Source organism: Kitasatospora atroaurantiaca (assembly GCF_007828955.1).
Classification (GTDB): domain Bacteria; phylum Actinomycetota; class Actinomycetes; order Streptomycetales; family Streptomycetaceae; genus Kitasatospora; species Kitasatospora atroaurantiaca.
Genome location: NZ_VIVR01000001.1, coordinates 2,513,635 through 2,529,332, shown reverse-complemented (window position 1 = coordinate 2,529,332; position 15,698 = coordinate 2,513,635). Strand labels below are relative to the sequence as shown.

The 15,698-nt window shown below is 71.9% G+C and carries 15 protein-coding genes; 12 read left to right on the top strand and 3 right to left on the bottom strand.

Going from position 1 to position 15,698, the window contains the following annotated elements:
• The first annotated feature begins 12 nt into the window (after positions 1–12).
• The 4 genes from FB465_RS11710 to FB465_RS11695 all read left to right on the top strand — a co-directional run bounded on the left by FB465_RS11710 (position 13) and on the right by FB465_RS11695 (position 4,486).
• Complete coding sequence (locus tag FB465_RS11710; RefSeq protein WP_145790108.1) at positions 13–2,580, top strand: sensor histidine kinase; 2,568 nt, start codon at positions 13–15, stop codon at positions 2,578–2,580.
• Complete coding sequence (locus tag FB465_RS11705; RefSeq protein ID WP_145790106.1) at positions 2,577–3,257, top strand: response regulator; 681 nt, start codon at positions 2,577–2,579, stop codon at positions 3,255–3,257. The genes FB465_RS11710 and FB465_RS11705 overlap by 4 nt, the downstream gene beginning before the upstream one ends.
• A gap of 72 nt (positions 3,258–3,329) precedes the next feature.
• Positions 3,330–3,734 (top strand): OB-fold nucleic acid binding domain-containing protein, encoded by a 405-nt coding sequence (locus FB465_RS11700; protein WP_145790104.1) that lies wholly within the window; start codon positions 3,330–3,332, stop codon positions 3,732–3,734.
• Between the two features lie 2 nt (positions 3,735–3,736).
• A complete protein-coding gene (locus FB465_RS11695; protein WP_246192619.1) occupies positions 3,737–4,486 on the top strand; it encodes a DUF3159 domain-containing protein in 750 nt (249 codons plus the stop codon).
• Positions 4,487–4,545: 59 nt separating this feature from the next.
• Here FB465_RS11695 and FB465_RS11690 read toward each other — a convergent pair whose 3' ends face one another.
• Positions 4,546–5,217: a potassium channel family protein gene (locus tag FB465_RS11690; protein ID WP_145790103.1), complete on the bottom strand. Its 672-nt coding sequence runs from the start codon at positions 5,215–5,217 to the stop codon at positions 4,546–4,548.
• Positions 5,217–5,885 carry a potassium channel family protein gene (locus FB465_RS11685; RefSeq protein ID WP_145790101.1) on the bottom strand — a complete coding sequence of 223 codons (669 nt, stop codon included), beginning with the start codon at positions 5,883–5,885 and terminating at the stop codon, positions 5,217–5,219. The genes FB465_RS11690 and FB465_RS11685 overlap by 1 nt, the downstream gene beginning before the upstream one ends.
• 247 nt (positions 5,886–6,132) lie before the next feature.
• On the opposite strand from FB465_RS11685, the gene FB465_RS11680 reads away from it, so the two are divergent.
• From FB465_RS11680 to FB465_RS37700, 8 genes are all read left to right on the top strand, one after another.
• Complete coding sequence (locus tag FB465_RS11680; RefSeq protein ID WP_145790100.1) at positions 6,133–8,187, top strand: APC family permease; 2,055 nt, start codon at positions 6,133–6,135, stop codon at positions 8,185–8,187.
• 290 nt (positions 8,188–8,477) lie between these two features.
• The gene (locus FB465_RS11675) at positions 8,478–9,827 is read left to right on the top strand and encodes a class I SAM-dependent RNA methyltransferase (protein ID WP_145797278.1); all 1,350 of its coding nucleotides are present in this window, start codon (positions 8,478–8,480) and stop codon (positions 9,825–9,827) included.
• 157 nt (positions 9,828–9,984) lie between these two features.
• Positions 9,985–10,227, top strand: coding sequence for a toxin-antitoxin system HicB family antitoxin (locus FB465_RS11670; protein ID WP_145790098.1), 243 nt, complete (start codon positions 9,985–9,987; stop codon positions 10,225–10,227).
• Complete coding sequence (locus tag FB465_RS11665) at positions 10,224–10,655, top strand: fic family toxin-antitoxin system, toxin component (protein ID WP_145790096.1); 432 nt, start codon at positions 10,224–10,226, stop codon at positions 10,653–10,655. The genes FB465_RS11670 and FB465_RS11665 overlap by 4 nt, the downstream gene beginning before the upstream one ends.
• A gap of 42 nt (positions 10,656–10,697) precedes the next feature.
• Complete coding sequence (locus FB465_RS11660) at positions 10,698–11,516, top strand: putative RNA methyltransferase (RefSeq protein WP_145790095.1); 819 nt, start codon at positions 10,698–10,700, stop codon at positions 11,514–11,516.
• Between the two features lie 109 nt (positions 11,517–11,625).
• Positions 11,626–12,936, top strand: a complete 1,311-nt coding sequence (locus FB465_RS11655; RefSeq protein WP_145790093.1) for an AAA family ATPase — start codon at positions 11,626–11,628, stop codon at positions 12,934–12,936.
• On the top strand, positions 12,933–13,328 hold the full coding sequence (locus FB465_RS11650) for a nucleotide pyrophosphohydrolase (protein ID WP_246192618.1): 396 nt from the start codon (positions 12,933–12,935) through the stop codon (positions 13,326–13,328). Before FB465_RS11655 ends, FB465_RS11650 begins: the two co-directional genes overlap by 4 nt.
• 154 nt (positions 13,329–13,482) lie before the next feature.
• A complete protein-coding gene (locus tag FB465_RS37700) occupies positions 13,483–14,319 on the top strand; it encodes a DUF6099 family protein (RefSeq protein ID WP_170290569.1) in 837 nt (278 codons plus the stop codon).
• 276 nt (positions 14,320–14,595) lie between these two features.
• Here the strand turns inward: FB465_RS37700 and dapD are convergent, their stop codons facing one another.
• A complete protein-coding gene (gene dapD / locus FB465_RS11635; protein WP_425461164.1) occupies positions 14,596–15,585 on the bottom strand; it encodes a 2,3,4,5-tetrahydropyridine-2,6-dicarboxylate N-succinyltransferase in 990 nt (329 codons plus the stop codon).
• Between the last annotated feature and the right edge of the window lie 113 nt (positions 15,586–15,698).

The following is a 15,698-nucleotide window of genomic DNA, read 5'->3' as shown; positions in this document are numbered from 1 at the left end:
AGAATGGTGCACATGGCACGCGGCAGGCTGCGGATCTACCTCGGGGCGGCCCCCGGGGTCGGTAAGACGTACGCCATGCTCGCGGAGGCCCACCGGCGCGTCGCCCGGGGCACGGACGTGGTGGCCGGGTTCGTCGAGTACCACGGCCGGGAGAACACGCTGAAGCTCGGCGAGGGTCTGGAGACCGTCCCGCGCCGCGAGCTGACACACCGGGGCGCCGTCTTCACCGAGATGGACCTGGACGCCGTCCTCCGTCGGAGGCCGGCCGTCGCCCTGGTCGACGAGCTCGCCCACACCAACGTCCCCGGCTGCCGCAACGCGAAGCGCTGGCAGGACGTCGAGGAGCTGCTCGCGGCCGGCATCGACGTGGTCTCCACCGTCAACATCCAGCACCTGGAGTCCCTCGGCGACGTGGTCGAGGGCATCACCGGCGTCCGGCAGCGCGAGACCGTCCCGGACGAGGTGGTCCGCCGGGCCGACCAGATCGAGCTGGTCGACATGTCCCCGCAGGCGCTGCGCCGCCGCCTGGCGCACGGCAACGTGTACGCGCCGGACAAGATCGACGCCTCCCTCTCCAACTACTTCCGCCCGGGCAACCTCACCGCCCTGCGCGAACTCGCCCTGCTCTGGACGGCCGACCGGGTCGACGAGTACCTCCAGCGCTACCGGGCCGAGCAGGGCATCGAGGGCACCTGGCAGGCCCGCGAGCGGATCGTGGTCGGCCTGACCGGCGGCCCCGAGGGTGCCACCCTGATCCGCCGCGCCGCCCGGATCGCCACCCGGGGCTCCGGCGGTGAGGTCCTCGCGGTCCACATCTCCCGGTCCGACGGTCTCGCCGGCGCCGGCTCGCCGCAGGCGCTGATCGAGCAGCGGGCCCTGGTCGAGAGCCTCGGCGGCAGTTTCCACACCGTGCTGGGCGACGACCCGGCGTTGGCCCTGCTGGACTTCGCCCGGGGCGTCAACGCGACCCAGATCGTGCTCGGGTCCAGCCGCCGCCGTGCCTGGCAGTACATCTACGGGCCCGGCGTCAGCGCCACCGTCACCCGCGACTCGGGCGACATAGACGTGCACATCGTCACGCACGAGCATGCCGCCAAGGGCCGCGGCCGGATCCCGATCCGCAAGATCACCGACCTCGGCCGCACCCGTACCGTCGCCGGCTGGCTGATCGGCGTCGCCGGCCCGCTCCTGCTGGCCGTGCTGCTCACCCATGTGGACGGGCTCGGCCTCCCCACCGACATGCTGCTCTTCCTGTCGCTGACGGTCTGCGCAGCGCTCGTCGGCGGGCTCTTCCCGGCCATCGCCTCCGCCCTGGTCGGCTCCTCGGCGCTGAACTACTACTTCACGCCCCCGGTGCACACCTTCACCATCTCCGAGCCGCAGAACATCGTCGCGGTCGGCATCTTCACCGCCGTCGGCATCGCCGTGGCCTCCGTGGTCGACCTCGCCGCCCGCCGTACCCAGCAGGCGGCCCGCAGCCAGGCCGAGGCACAGTCGCTGAGCGCCCTCGCCGGTACGGTCCTGCGCGGCGCACCCGGCGGTGACGGGCTGCTGACGGCGCTGCTGGACCAGGTCAGGGAGACCTTCCAGGAGGACTCGGTCGCGCTGCTGGAGCGGCGGCACGAGTTCGACCCGTGGCACACCATCGCCGCCAGCGGCCCGCACCCGCCCGAGCACCCCGAGGACGGCCAGGTGGACGTCCCGGCCGGCACGTACCTCACGCTGGTGCTCCGCGGCCGGGTCCTCCCCGCCGAGGACCGCCGCCTGCTCGGCGCCTTCGCCGCTCAGGCCGCCGTCCTGCTGGAGCGGCGCCGGCTGGCCGGGGAGGCCGCCGCGGCCCGCCGGGAGGCCGAGGGCAACCGGATCCGTACCGCCCTGCTCGCGGCCGTCTCGCACGACCTGCGCACCCCGCTGGCCGGTATCAAGGCCGCCGTCAGCTCGCTGCGCGCCGACGACGTCGAGTGGGACGAGGCCGACGAGGCGGAGCTGCTCGCCGGCATAGAGAGCGGCGCGGACCGCCTCGATCATCTGATCAACAATCTGCTCGACATGAGCCGCCTGCAGACCGGCACGGTGACCCCGCTGATCCAGGAGACCGACCTGGACGAGGTCGTCCCCTTCGCGCTCGGCGGCGTGCCGTTGGACGCGGTGAAGCTGGACGTCTCCGAGACGCTGCCCATGATCCACGCCGATGCCGGGCTGCTGGAACGCTCGCTGGCCAACCTGATCGAGAACGCCGTCAAGTACAGCCCCGACGGCGTGAAGGTGCTCGTCAGGGCCGATGCCCTGCACCCGGCGGGCGCGCCCGGCCGGGTCGAGCTGCGGATCGTCGACCGCGGCCCCGGGGTGCCGGAGGAGGCGAAGGAGCGGATCTTCGCCCCCTTCCAGCGCTACGGCGACGCCCCGCGCGGAGCGGGCGTCGGCCTCGGCCTCGCGGTGGCCCGGGGCTTCGTCGAGGCGATGGGCGGCACCGTGGCCGCCGAGGACACCCCGGGCGGCGGGCTGACCATGGTGGTCACCCTCCCCGCCGTCGACCTGCCCGAACACTCACAGCTGAACCGAAAGGCGGAGCCCGTATGACCCGGGTCCTCGTCGTGGACGACGAACCGCAGATCGTTCGCGCCCTGGTGATCAACCTCAAGGCCCGGAAGTACGAGGTCGACGCGGCCCATGACGGCGCGAGCGCCCTGGAGCTGGCCGCCGCCCGCCACCCCGACGTGGTCGTCCTCGACCTCGGCCTGCCCGACATGGACGGCGTCGAGGTGATCAAGGGCCTGCGCGGCTGGACGAGGGTCCCGATCATCGTGCTGTCCGCCCGGCACGCCTCGGACGAGAAGGTCGAGGCCCTGGACGCCGGCGCGGACGACTACGTCACCAAGCCCTTCGGCATGGACGAGCTGCTGGCCCGGATGCGGGCCGCCGTCCGCCGGGCCGAGCCGGTGGCCGGGGAGGACGACTCGGTGGTGGCCACCGAGAGCTTCACCGTCGACCTGGCCGCCAAGAAGGTCAACCGCGGCGGCACCGACGTCCGCCTCACCCCGACCGAGTGGCACCTGCTGGAGGTGCTGGTCCGCAACGCGGGCCGGCTGGTCAGCCAGACCCAGCTCCTGCAGGAGGTCTGGGGCCCCGCCTACCGCACCGAGACCAACTACCTGCGGGTTTATCTCGCCCAGCTGCGCCGCAAGCTGGAGGTCGACCCCTCGCACCCCCGCCACTTCATCACCGAGCCGGGCATGGGGTACCGCTTCGAGGCGTGACGGGGCGTGGGTTCTCGCCGCCCGGACCTTCGGCCCTGCCGCTGGGACCCGTGAAACCGGTACCCTTCGGGCATGAGTGGTGACAACAGCAGCGACCAGCCGCAGGGCCGCTTCCGACGCATGCTCAGCCGTCTGACCTCCTCCTCCGAGGAGCTCGAGGCCGAGGAACTGCGCCAGGACACCGCGGAGTCGGGCTGCACTCCGATAGCCAGTTGCGGCGACCGCGAGGTGGTCACCGTCGCAGGCACCCTGCGCACCGTTACCCTCCGCCCCCGGGCCGGCGTGCCGGCTCTGGAGGCAGAACTCTTCGACGGCAGTGACGCGCTGGACGTGGTCTGGCTCGGCCGCCGTTCGATCGTCGGCATAGAGCCGGGCCGCCGGCTCATCGCCACCGGCAGGATCAGCCATGCACGCGGGCGCCGCGTGCTGTTCAACCCCCGCTACGAACTGCGTCCGGCCGGACACGGGAGCGAGTGAGAGTGACCAACCTGCCCGGCGGCGAGCCCGCCGCCCAGCTCGACCTGGCCCAGCGCGATCCGGATCACCGGGCCGAGCCCGCGGAGTCGGCCGAGGCCGCCGCCGCCCGGGAGGCCGCTGCCTCGAAGGAGGCGGCGGACACGGTCATGAAGGCCTTCGGCGGTGTCCGCGGCATGATCGACATGACGCTGCCCGGCCTGGTCTTCATCATCACCTTCAACCTCACCCACCAGGTCGCCCACGCGGCCTGGGCCGCGCTCGGACTCAGCGGCCTGTTCGTGGTGGTCCGGCTGCTGAGGCGGGAGACCATCCAGCACGCCTTCAGCGGCGTCTTCGGGGTCGCCCTCGGCGCCTGGATCTCGATGAAGACCGGCAAGGCCGAGAACTTCTACCTTCCCGGCCTGCTCTGGAACGTCGGCTACTGCCTCGGCCTGGCCGTCTCCGCCCTGGTCCGCTGGCCGCTGATCGGCGTGATGCTCGGCCCGATCACCGGCGAGATGTTCACCTGGCGCAAGCAGAACCCCGGCCGCCTGGCCGCGTACACCAAGGCCACCTGGGCCTGGGTGGTGATCATGGGCATCAAGCCGATGATCCTCTTCCCGCTGTACCTCGCCGGCAACGTCAACCTGCTGGGCTGGCTCAAGGTCGCGCTCGGCATCCCGCCGATGCTGCTCGCGATGTACGTCACCTGGCAGATCCTGCTCAAGGCCCCGCCGCCGATCAAGGCCGAGCTCGACGAGGACGGCAGCTGACACGAACGAGGGCCGTACCCGGGATCCCGGGTACGGCCCTCGTTCGTGTCCGTGCGTGACTACTGGGCGCCGGCGTCCGCGGACAGCAGGCTCTCCAGCTCCTCCTCGCGCTCCTGCGCGGCCACGAAGAGCAGCTCGTCGCCGCCCTCCAGGGTGTCGTCCTTGCCGGGTACCAGCACCCGGCCCTCGCGGATGATCGTCACCAGCGCGGTGTCCACCGGCCAGGTCACGTCCCCGACCCGGGTGCCGACCAGCTCGGCGTCGGCCGCGAGCGTGAGCTCGACCAGGTTGGCGTTGCCCTGGCTGAAGCGCATCAGCCGGACCAGGTCGCCGACGCTGACGGCCTCCTCGACCAGCGCCGACATCAGGCGCGGCGTGGAGACCGCGACGTCGACGCCCCAGGACTCGTTGAAGAGCCACTCGTTCTTCGGGTTGTTCACCCGGGCGACCACCCGCGGCACGCCGTACTCGGTCTTCGCCAGCAGCGAGACGACCAGGTTGACCTTGTCGTCACCGGTTGCGGCGATCACCACATGGCAGCGGTGCAGCGCGGCCTCGTCCAGCGAGGTGATCTCACAGGCGTCGGCCAGCAGCCACTCCGCCGTCGGCACCCGCTCCACCGAGATGGAGCTCGGGTTCTTGTCGATGAGCAGGACCTCGTGGCCGTTCTCCAGCAGCTCGCCCGCGATCGAGCGGCCGACGGCACCGGCTCCGGCAATTGCGACACGCATCAGTGCTCACCCTCCTGCGGACCCTGCATGAACGCGGCCTCTACGGCCGCCAGGTCCGCCCGGCGCAGCGTCACATGCACCAGATCGCCTTCCTGCACCACCATCTGCGGGGTCGGCAGGACACCCTCGCCCAGCCGGGTGACGAACGCGACCCGGGCGCCGGAGGCCTCCTCCATCGCGCTCAGCTTGTGCCCGATCCAGGACGGGGCGTAGGCCACCTCGGCCAGCTGGATGGTGCCGCTCGGGTCCGACCAGAGCGGCTCGCCCCCGCTCGGCAGCAGCCGGCGCAGCATCTGGTCGGCCGTCCAGCGGACGGTGGCGACGGTCGGGATGCCCAGGCGCTGGTAGACCTCGGCACGCCGGGGGTCGTAGATCCGGGCCGCGACGTTCTCCACGCCGAAGTTCTCCCGGGCCACCCGCGCGGCGATGATGTTCGAGTTGTCACCGCTGGAGACCGCAGCGAAGGCACCGGCCTCCTCGATGCCGGCCTCCCGCAGGGTGTCCTGGTCGAAGCCGACACCGGTGACCCGGCGTCCGTTGAACCCGGCGCCGAGCCGGCGGAAGGCCGTCGGGTCCTGGTCGACGACGGCCACCGAGTGACCCTGTTTCTCGAGCGCTCTCGCGAGGGCGGAACCCACGCGTCCGCAGCCCATGATGACGATGTGCACGGGACGCTACCTCACCCAGTCCGTTGGGGTCATGACCTGCGCAGACACCGCTCATCATCCTTCCGCACCCCGCATTCGGGGGTGATCTCTCGAGCACGCCTTCGGTTCGGCGTGGCGGGGCAACTGGGGTGTTGCCCGCAAGCTCATCATCCGACACGCTAGCCGGTCCACCGAACGCAGTCTCGATGAAGGTGGCACCAGGAGGAAGCACCTCGCGCCGGACCCCCTACGATTCCTTAACGTGCCTATGCCTGCTGACCTACCGAAACGCATCCTGATCGGACGCGCGCTGCGCAGCGACAAGCTGGGGGAGACGCTGCTCCCCAAGCGGATCGCGCTGCCCGTCTTCGCCTCGGACGCGCTGTCCTCGGTCGCCTACGCCCCCGAGGAGATCCTCCTCACGCTCTCTCTGGCCGGGGCCTCGGCGATCCACTTCTCCTGGCAGATCGGCGTCGTCGTCGCCATCGTGATGCTCGCGGTGGTCGCCTCGTACCGGCAGAACGTGCACGCCTACCCCAGCGGCGGCGGCGACTACGAGGTCGCGACCGTCAACCACGGGTCGAACTCCGGCCTGGTGGTGGCCAGCGCCCTGCTGGTCGACTACATCCTCACGGTGGCCGTGTCCACCACCTCCGGCGTGGCCAACGTGGTGTCCGCCGTCCCCGCGCTGCGCGGCCACGAGTTGGGCATATCCGTCCTCCTGGTGATCGTGCTGATGGGCATGAACCTGCGCGGCGTACGGGAGTCGGGCACCGCCTTCGCCGTCCCGACGTACGCCTTCATGGCGGGCGTGATGGGCATGGTGCTGTACGGCCTGGTCCGGCACTTCGTCTTCGGGTCGGACATGCCGGCGGAGAGCTCCGGCTTCCACCTGGCGGCGACGCCCGGCAACGAGTCGCTGGCCGGGTTCGCGCTGGTCTTCCTGCTGCTCAAGGCGTTCTCCTCGGGCTGTGCCGCGCTGACCGGTGTCGAGGCGATCAGCAACGGTGTGCCCGCCTTCCGCAAGCCCAAGAGCAAGAACGCCGCGACCACGCTGCTGATGATGGCGAGCATCGCCGTGGTGATGTTCATGGGCATCATCTATCTCGCCCATCTGACCGGCGCCCAGATGGCCGAGGACCCCGCCACGCAGCTCGGTGGCGCCCCGGCCGACTACCACCAGAAGACCGCGCTGGCGCAGATCAGCGAGGCAGTGTTCTCCAACTTCACGCCGGGCTTCTACTTCATCGCCGCCGTCACCGGCCTGATCCTGGTGCTGGCCGCCAACACCGCCTTCAACGGCTTCCCGGTGCTCGGCTCGATCCTCGCCCAGGACCGCTACCTGCCGCGCCAGCTGCACACCCGTGGCGACCGGCTGGCCTTCTCCAACGGCATCATCCTGCTGGCCGCCGCCGCGATCCTGTTCATCGTGGCCTTCGACGCCGATCCGAACCGGCTGATCCAGCTCTACATCGTCGGCGTCTTCGTCTCGTTCAACATGAGCCAGTCCGGCATGATCCGGCACTGGACGCGGTTGCTGCGCACCGAGACGGACGCGAAGAAGCGCGCCCACATGCAGCGCAGCCGGGCGATCAACACCTTCGGCCTGGTGATGACCTCGGCGGTGCTGATCGTGGTGCTGGCCACCAAGATCAGCCACGCCTGGATCGCGATCGCCACCATGATCGTGCTGTTCGTGATGATGAAGGCGATCCGCCGCCACTACGACCGGGTCTCCCGGGAGCTGGTCGCCGCCGAGGAGCCGGACGACGTGGTGCTGCCCACCCGCGTCCACGGCATCGTGCTGGTGTCCAAGCTGCACAAGCCCGCCCTGCGCGCGCTCGCGTACGCCCGGCTCGCGCGCTCGCACACGCTGGAGGCCGTCACCGTCAACGTGGACCCCTCCGACACGGCTGCGCTGCGGCAGGAGTGGGACGAGCGGGGCATCGAGGTCCCGCTCAAGGTGCTGGACTCGCCCTACCGTGAGATCACCGGCCCGGTTCTCGACTACGTCAAGAATCTGCGCCGCAGCAGCCCGCGCGACGTGGTCAGCGTCTACATCCCCGAGTACGTGGTCGGCCACTGGTACGAGCACCTGCTGCACAACCAGAGCGCCCTGCGGCTCAAGGGGCGGCTGCTGTTCAAGCCCGGAGTGATGGTGACCTCCGTACCCTGGCAGCTGGAGTCCTCCGAGCGGCGCAAGCCGCAGAAGGCGTGGTCCGCCCCCGGCGCCGTCCGGCGCGGCGAGCCCAGGCCGGAGCGCGTAAAGTCGGGGAATTCCGGCACCGATCTCACCGACGCCAGCAAGGACGCCTCTTCGTGACCCGCAACAACCCGCCCCGCCCCTCCGGCAAGTCCGGGGGCTCCGGCAAGTCCGCCAAGGCGGGCAAAGCCTCCAAGCCGGGGCAGGTCGCCCGTCCGCGCTGGGGCGCCAAGCCCGCGCGCCCGGCCGCCACCGACCGCGACGGTTTCACGGCGCAGACCGCGCCGCTGGCTCCGGGGGAGGAGCCGGCGAAGCCCGTACGCGAGCCGAAGGGCCCCGGGGCCTCGAAGGCCGAGCGGCCGCGCAAGCAGGCCGTCCGCCCGCCCAAGGTGCTGCGCACCGCGAAGCCCGTGGCGAAGGCGGTCAAGGCTCCGGCCGCGCCGCGCGTCCCGGCCGGCGACCCGCTGGTCGGCGAGCGCTACGAGGTCGAGGTCGGCGCGGTCGCGCACGGCGGCGGGCACTGCGTGGCCAGGCACGAGGGCCGGGTGCTGTTCGTCCGGCACGCGCTGCCCGGCGAGCGGGTGATCGCCCAGGTCACCGAGGGCACCACCAAGTCCCGCTTCCTTCGTGCGGACGCGGTGGAGATCCTGGAGGCCGCCAAGGACCGCATCGCGCCGCCGTGCCCGTTCGCGGGCCCCGGCAGGTGCGGTGGCTGCGACTGGCAGCACGTCACCCCGGGCGGCCAGCGCAAGCTCAAGGTCGCGGTGCTCACCGAGCAGCTCGCCAAGCTGGCCGGGCTGACCCCGGCCGAGGCGGGCTGGGACGGCAGCGTCGAGCCGGTCGGCGGCAAGCTCCCGGCGGGCGAGGTCCCGGCCTGGCGCAGCCGGGTCCAGTACGCGGTGGACCCGGCCTCGGGCAAGGTCGGTCTTCGCAAGCACCGCTCGCACGAGATCCAGCCGATCGACCGCTGCCTGATCGCCGCCGAGGGCGTCACCGAGCTGGGCATCGAGGCGCGGGACTGGCCCGGTATCACCTCGATCGACGCGGTCGCCGCCACCGGTTCGTCGGACCGTCAGATCATCCTGACGCCCGCGCCGGGCGCCCAGCTGCCGCTGGTCGAGCTGGACAAGCCCGTCTCGATCTCCCGGATCGACGAGCACGACAACTTCCACCGGGTGCACGGCCGCACCTTCGTCCGCGAGGTCGCGGCGGGCCGCACCTGGCGGGTCAGCAACGGCGGCTTCTGGCAGATCCACCCCGAGGCCCCGGACACCCTGGTCGACGCCGTCCTGGACGGCCTCGACCCGCAGTGGGGCGAGAACGCCCTCGACCTGTACTGCGGCGTCGGCCTCTTCGCGGGCGCGCTGGCCGACCGGGTGGGCGAGGACGGCGCGGTGCTCGGCATCGAGTCCAGCAAGCAGGCCGTCGTCGACGCCCGGCACAACCTGGCCGCCCTGGACAACGTCCGGATCGAGCACGACAAGGTCGAGAGCCTCCTCCCGCGCACCGGGATCACCTCGACCGACCTGATCGTCCTCGACCCGCCGCGTGCGGGTGCCGGCCGCGAGACCGTCGCGCACCTGGCGGGCCTGGAGGCTCGGCGCATCGCGTACGTCGCCTGCGACCCGGCGGCCCTCGCCCGCGACCTGGCCTTCTTCCGCGAGGGCGGCTACCGGCCGGTCTCGCTGCGGGCCTTCGACCTCTTCCCGATGACCCACCACTTCGAGTGCGTGGCCATCCTGGAGCCCATCGCGGAGTGACGATCCGAAGGGCCCGGGTGAGCACCTGCCGGCAGAACCGCCGAGGTGCCCGCCCGGGCCTTCGTGTTTCCGCTGGGGCGTGAGCGGACATCTGTGGGGAGCGGGGGAGGCCGGAATGCGCCCTTGTTGTGCTAGCGCTTCGGCGCTAGCTTGAAGTATGGCAAAGAAGCAGCTGAACGTCCGGGTGGATGCCACGACCGCCGAGATGGCCCGTGAGCGGGCCGAGCAGCAGGGGATCAGCATGAATCAGTACATCGAACGGCTGGTGCAACAGGACATGGGCGAGGCCGGGCGGCTCTTCGTCGACACCGCCGCCCAGTTCATGAAGGAGTACGAGACGGCCTTCCTGGCCGAGTTCGCCGAGCACGGCCCCAACGACCTGCAGGACGTGCGCCGTTGAAACTTGAGGTCGACCTCTCCTGGCTGCTCATGACAGCCGAGCAGTACACCCCGGGCGATCCCCAGGTCACCGACTACGGGTCGCTGCTCGCGGCGGTCGCCCGGCACCAGGCCGAAATCTTCGACATCGCCGTCTACCCGGAGCCGCAGGACCGTGCGGCGGCCCTGATGCACCAGCTGATCCGCGTCCCGGCCCTGGAGCGGACCAACGAACTGTTCGCCACCGCCGTCGCCTACTCCTACCTGGTGGCCAGCGGCTGTACGGTCGCCACCACCGCGCGCGAGGTGCGCAGCCTCGCCCGGGCGATCCGGGAGGGCAAGCTCGGCGTGAGCGGAGTGTCCGAGCGCCTGGCCGGCTGGGTCGTGGAGGACCCCGAGGACGAGGAGGTCAGCGGCGAGGACGAGGGGGAGGACGGCGACTCGGACTGAGTACCCTTGGGGTCCACCCCACACGGCGAGGAACCACGGACGTTGCTGCAGGACATCGAGCGCTATCTGGCCTGCCCGCACTGCGCACAGCAGCTGACCCTCGAAGGCCGCACCCTGCGCTGCGCCGCAGGCCACAGCTTCGACCTCGCCAAGCAGGGTTACGTGAGCCTGCTCGCCGGTGACGCGCACACGGGCACCGGCGACACCGCCGACATGGTCGCCGCCCGCAGCGGCTTCCTGGCCGCCGGCCACTACCTGCCGATCGCGGACGCGCTCGCGGCGGCGGCGGACGGTGCTGCGGGCCTGGTCGCCGACCTGGGGGCGGGCACCGGCTACTACCTCGCGCACGTCCTGCAGCGGGCCGGGAGCGCGGGCGCGGCACTCGACATCTCCAAGTACGCGCTGCGCCGGGCCGCCAAGGCGCACCCCCGGATCGGCGCCGTGGTCTGCGACGCCTGGCGCCCGCTCCCGCTCAGGGACGGCTGCGCGGACCTGGTGCTCAACGTCTTCGCCCCGCGCAACGGCCCGGAGATCCGCCGGGTGCTGAGCCCCGGCGGCCGGCTGCTGCTGGTCTCGCCGACCTCCCGTCATCTCCGGGAACTGGTGGCGGAGTTGGGTCTGCTGTCGGTGGACGAGGACAAGGAACGGCGGATCGAGGAGAAGCTCAGCCCCTGGCTCACCAGGGTCGACCGGGTGGAGGTCGAGTTCCGGCTGAGCCTCTCCCGGGCCGATGCGGCGGCGGTCGTCGCGATGGGCCCCAACGCCTGGCACACCGACGGCGGCCGGCTCGCCGCGGCCCTCGCCGAGCTGCCCGAACCCGTCGAGGTCACCGGGTCGGTACAGGTGGCGACGTACCGCTGACGTGCAGGGACGTACCGCTGACGTGGAGGGATGTACGCGGCAACTCCTTGGGATGAATCTCTCGTGCAGGCACGTTTCGCCTCTTCCGACGAGGGCTAAGGTCCCCCGAGTGACCAGCGAAGCCTCCTCCAGCCTTCGGCCGGGGGGACCCTCATCGTCCGCCGTCCGCCCCGCCCTTCGCCCCACCGTCGAGGAGCTCCGGCTCACCTCCTTCAAGTCCTACCGCCGGACCACCCTCCCGCTCGCCCCGCTGACCGTCCTGCACGGGCCGTCGGGCGTCGGCAAGTCGAACGCGCTGGACGCGCTGGCCGTACTCTCCCGCCTCGCCCTCGGCGAGCCGATCGGTCCGTCGCTGGACGGCCTCGGCGGCACGGCCGGGCCGCTGGCCCTGCCGGTCCGCGGCGGGCTGCTGGGCTGTGTGCCGCACGGCCGTAACGCGATCATCCTGGGCTGTACGGTGCGTTCCTGCGCCGGTCCGATCCGGCTCGAACTGGTGGTCCGCACCGACGGCCCGGTACGGGTCGCCCGGGAGTGGCTGACCTGCGACGGGCAGACCCTGGTCGAGACCGGCGAGCAGGACGTCGCGCACGGGAAGGTCAACGTCACCTGGCACAACGACACCCGGCAGGGGGACATCCGGGCGCCGTTCCCCAGCGACAGTCTGATCACCGCGCAGATCCCGCTCCGGGTTGCCGGCTCCTCGCCCGGCGAGCGCCAGGTGCTCGCCGCCGGCGAGCAGCTGCTCACCGCCCTGCGCGAGGTCTTCCCCCTCCACCCGGTACCCGCGCTGATGCGCGGCTGGACGCGGCCGGACCCGGACGCCCGGCTGCTCGGCTCGGCCGCCAACATCTCCGCCGTGCTGGCCAGGGTGAAGAGCGACTGCACCCGCCGCTACGGCCGGCTGCTGAAGGCCGTCCAGGCGGCCGCGCCCCACCCGCTGCTCGGCCTGGACGTGGCCCGGCGCGGCCCCGAGGCGCAGGAGAAGCTGCTCGCGGTCTTCGACGAGGGGGTGCTCGGCCGGACGGGCGCGGACCAGGCCTCGGACGGCATGCTGCGGCTGCTGGCCTTCGCCGCCGTGCTGCTCACCGGGGCCGGGGTGCTGGACGTCGACCCGGCGGGCGAGGTGCCCTCGGCGCACCGGCAGCTGACGGTGCTGGCGGAGGACCTGGGGGCCGGCCTGGGCGCGGAGCAGGTCGCCTCGCTGTTGCGTGTGGCGCGCGAGGTGTGCGAGAAGGAGGACATCCGGCTGCTGGCCGCCCTGCAGGACCCGGCGGCGGCCCGCGAGGCGGGCGGGGCGGAGCTGGTCGAGTGCCGGCGGGACCCGGCCTCCGGGCACAGTGTGCTGCTGCCCGAGTCACCACGGGTGCCACCGCAGTCCCTACGCCGGGACGGCGTGGATGCGGTAGACCTGGGTGCGTGAGTGATCAGGAGACCGGCCCGGTGGGCAACCCCTTGGACGAGCTGCAGCAGCGGCTGACGGAGTTCGCGGCGGCCCGGAGCTGGCAGCCGTTCCACACCCCGAAGAACCTGGCGGCCGCGCTGAGTGTGGAGGCAGGTGAGCTGCTCGAGATCTTCCAGTGGCTCACGCCCGAGCAGGCGGCCGAGGTGATGACCGATCCGGACAGTGCGCACCGGGTGCGGGACGAGGTCGCCGATGTGCTGGCCTACCTGCTGCAGTTCTGCACGGCGGTCGGGGTGGACCCGGCGGCCGCGCTGGCGGCGAAGATCGAGCGGAACGAGGTCCGCTTCCCGGTGCCGGGCAGGCTCCCGGTGTCGGGCGAGGACAGTCGCGGGGACGCCGACAGCAGGTGAGGTCCCTCGTGTGGGTGACCTGAGTTATCCACAGGCCGGAGTTGTCCACAGCTTTCGAGAGGGGTGCTGCGCAAGGACGCTCCGCGCAGCACGCTTGCGCCGTGACTCACCGTCGACACCGGCGGTCCGACGCGAGCGAGGGGAGCGGCGAGGCATGGACGCGCTGCGATTGATCAAGACGGCTCGGCACGCCCTGGCGGAGGCCAGGACCGTACCGGACGTGCTGGCGGAGGCCTGGCAGGCGGGCCTGCTCACCGAGGCCGTCGGCGCCAGGATCGCCGAGCGGGAGGACGGGGAGATCGGCGCGCTCGGCCAGCTGCTGTGCGACGCCGGGGCGCACGCGGTGAGCTGCCTGGACCAGCCGCCGACGGGCCCGGCGGCTGACGACGGCACCGATCCCGAGTGGAGTCGTACCGACTGGGTCGGCAGCGGCCGAGCGGGCCGTCTCGACGAGGTCGGCGAGCTCGAACCGGCGCTGGAGGAGCTCGGCCGGCTGCTGCACGAGGTCGCCGAGACACTGGTGGTGCTGGCCTGCGGAGCGGACGCGGAGAGCCTCTACTGGCGGTGCATCGACGGCGTGGACGCCGGGGCCGAGTGCAAGGACCTGGTGGCGGAGCTGCTCCGCACGGTTCGCAAGGAGACGTACCAGGACGAGGGGCAGGGCGAGGGAGAGGGCCCGGACCGGATGGGGCCCGGGCCGTCGATGATGGTCGTCCCGTTGGGGCCGCCGGTCTCTGGGAGCGGTTACCGACCCCGCGCGGACGAGTCCGTGGGGCTGTCGGTCGCTCCGGGCTCGGTGCCCCGGGCGCCTGAGGAGTGCAGGTCGGCGTCGAGCCCGGCCAGAGAGGCGTTGAGAGAGGCGAGCAGCTCCTGCATCTGCTCCAGCAGGCTCTTGGGTGTGGCAGCGGAGGCGGTCTGCTGCGGTGTGACGGGTGCCTCGGACCAGGGTTCGGACATGAGGGGACCCCTCCAGCTCGGTAGTGCGGTGTGATGCGACGGTCGTCGGGGCAGTTGCCCGGGCACATGGCCCCGCCGGTCCAACGACCCGTCCTCGCGCCCGGTCACCGCAGACCACTCGTTGAGGTCCAACACCCGCCCCCGGTCAGCCCCAGGAGTGAGCCCGGCTTGCCGCACGACGCCCCGCTCGGCTAGGCACGCACAGACCTCAGGGGCGCGGGGAACTGCGCGAGACCGGAAGGCAACGACCTGTGCCCTACCGCTTCGCGCCGTTCCCCGCGCCCCCACTGGATTCCGAGTGCACAGGACGTCAGTTGTGCGCGTGCAGCTCCGCGTTGAGGCCGCCCCACGAGCCGGAGCGGGCGATCACCTCGACCGCGCCACTCTGGGAGTTGCGGCGGAACAGCAGGTTGTCCTGGCCGGACAGCTCGACGGCCTTGGCGATCTTGCCGTCCGGCGTGGTCACCCGGGTCCCGGCGGTGACGTACAGGCCGGCCTCGACCACGCAGTCGTTGCCCAGCGAGATGCCGATCCCCGCGTTGGCACCGAGCAGGCAGCGCTCGCCGACCGAGACGACCTGCTTGCCGCCACCCGAGAGCGTGCCCATGATCGAGGAGCCGCCACCGATGTCGCTGTGGTCGCCGACCACGACGCCCGCGCTGATCCGGCCCTCGACCATCGAGGTGCCGAGCGTGCCGGCGTTGAAGTTGACGAAGCCCTCGTGCATCACGGTGGTGCCGACGGCCAGGTGCGCGCCGAGGCGGACGCGGTCGGCGTGCGCGATCCGGACACCGCTCGGGGCGACGTAGTCCGTCATGCGCGGGAACTTGTCGATCCCGTACACGGCCAGCTGGCCGCCCTGGGCACGGACGGCGAGCCGGGTCTGCTCGACCAGGTCGACCGGCACCGGGCCGATGCTGGTCCAGGCGACGTTGGCGAGCAGACCGAAGATGCCGTCCAGGTTCTGGCCGTGCGGCTTGACCAGGCGGTGGCTCAGGAGGTGCAGACGCAGGTAGGCGTCGTGCGCGTCGAGCGGCTTCTCGTCCAGCGAGGCGATGGTGGTGCGCACGGCGACCACCTCGACGCCCCGGCGCGCGTCGCCGCGCAGGGCCTCCGAGGCGCCCGGGCCGAGAGCGGCCTCGGCCTCGGCGGCGGTCAGCCGCACCGTGCCGGCCGGGCCGGGCGCCGCGGCGAGCTCGGGCGCGGGGTACCAGGTGTCGAGGACGGTGCCGTCGGCGGCGATGGTCGCCAGACCGGCGGCGACGGCGCCGCTTGCGAGGGTGGAGGTTTCAGCAGTCACATCGTGCACGTTAACGAATCCCGGCCATCGGTGCCGAACACGCTCACCGTGCGGACACCCCCGCCCCGCGTAAAACCCCGTGCCTTCGCGATCAAGGCTCCGGGATACTCGGG

Coding starts and splice junctions, on each gene's coding strand:
- FB465_RS37700 (WP_170290569.1), top strand. CDS start 13,483: ATGGACGCGCTGCGATTGATCAAGACGGCTCGGCACGCCCTGGCGGAG.
- FB465_RS11710 (WP_145790108.1), top strand. CDS start 13: ATGGCACGCGGCAGGCTGCGGATCTACCTCGGGGCGGCCCCCGGGGTC.
- FB465_RS11680 (WP_145790100.1), top strand. CDS start 6,133: ATGCCTGCTGACCTACCGAAACGCATCCTGATCGGACGCGCGCTGCGC.
- FB465_RS11700 (WP_145790104.1), top strand. CDS start 3,330: ATGAGTGGTGACAACAGCAGCGACCAGCCGCAGGGCCGCTTCCGACGC.
- FB465_RS11690 (WP_145790103.1), bottom strand. CDS start 5,217: ATGCGTGTCGCAATTGCCGGAGCCGGTGCCGTCGGCCGCTCGATCGCG.
- FB465_RS11705 (WP_145790106.1), top strand. CDS start 2,577: ATGACCCGGGTCCTCGTCGTGGACGACGAACCGCAGATCGTTCGCGCC.
- FB465_RS11670 (WP_145790098.1), top strand. CDS start 9,985: ATGGCAAAGAAGCAGCTGAACGTCCGGGTGGATGCCACGACCGCCGAG.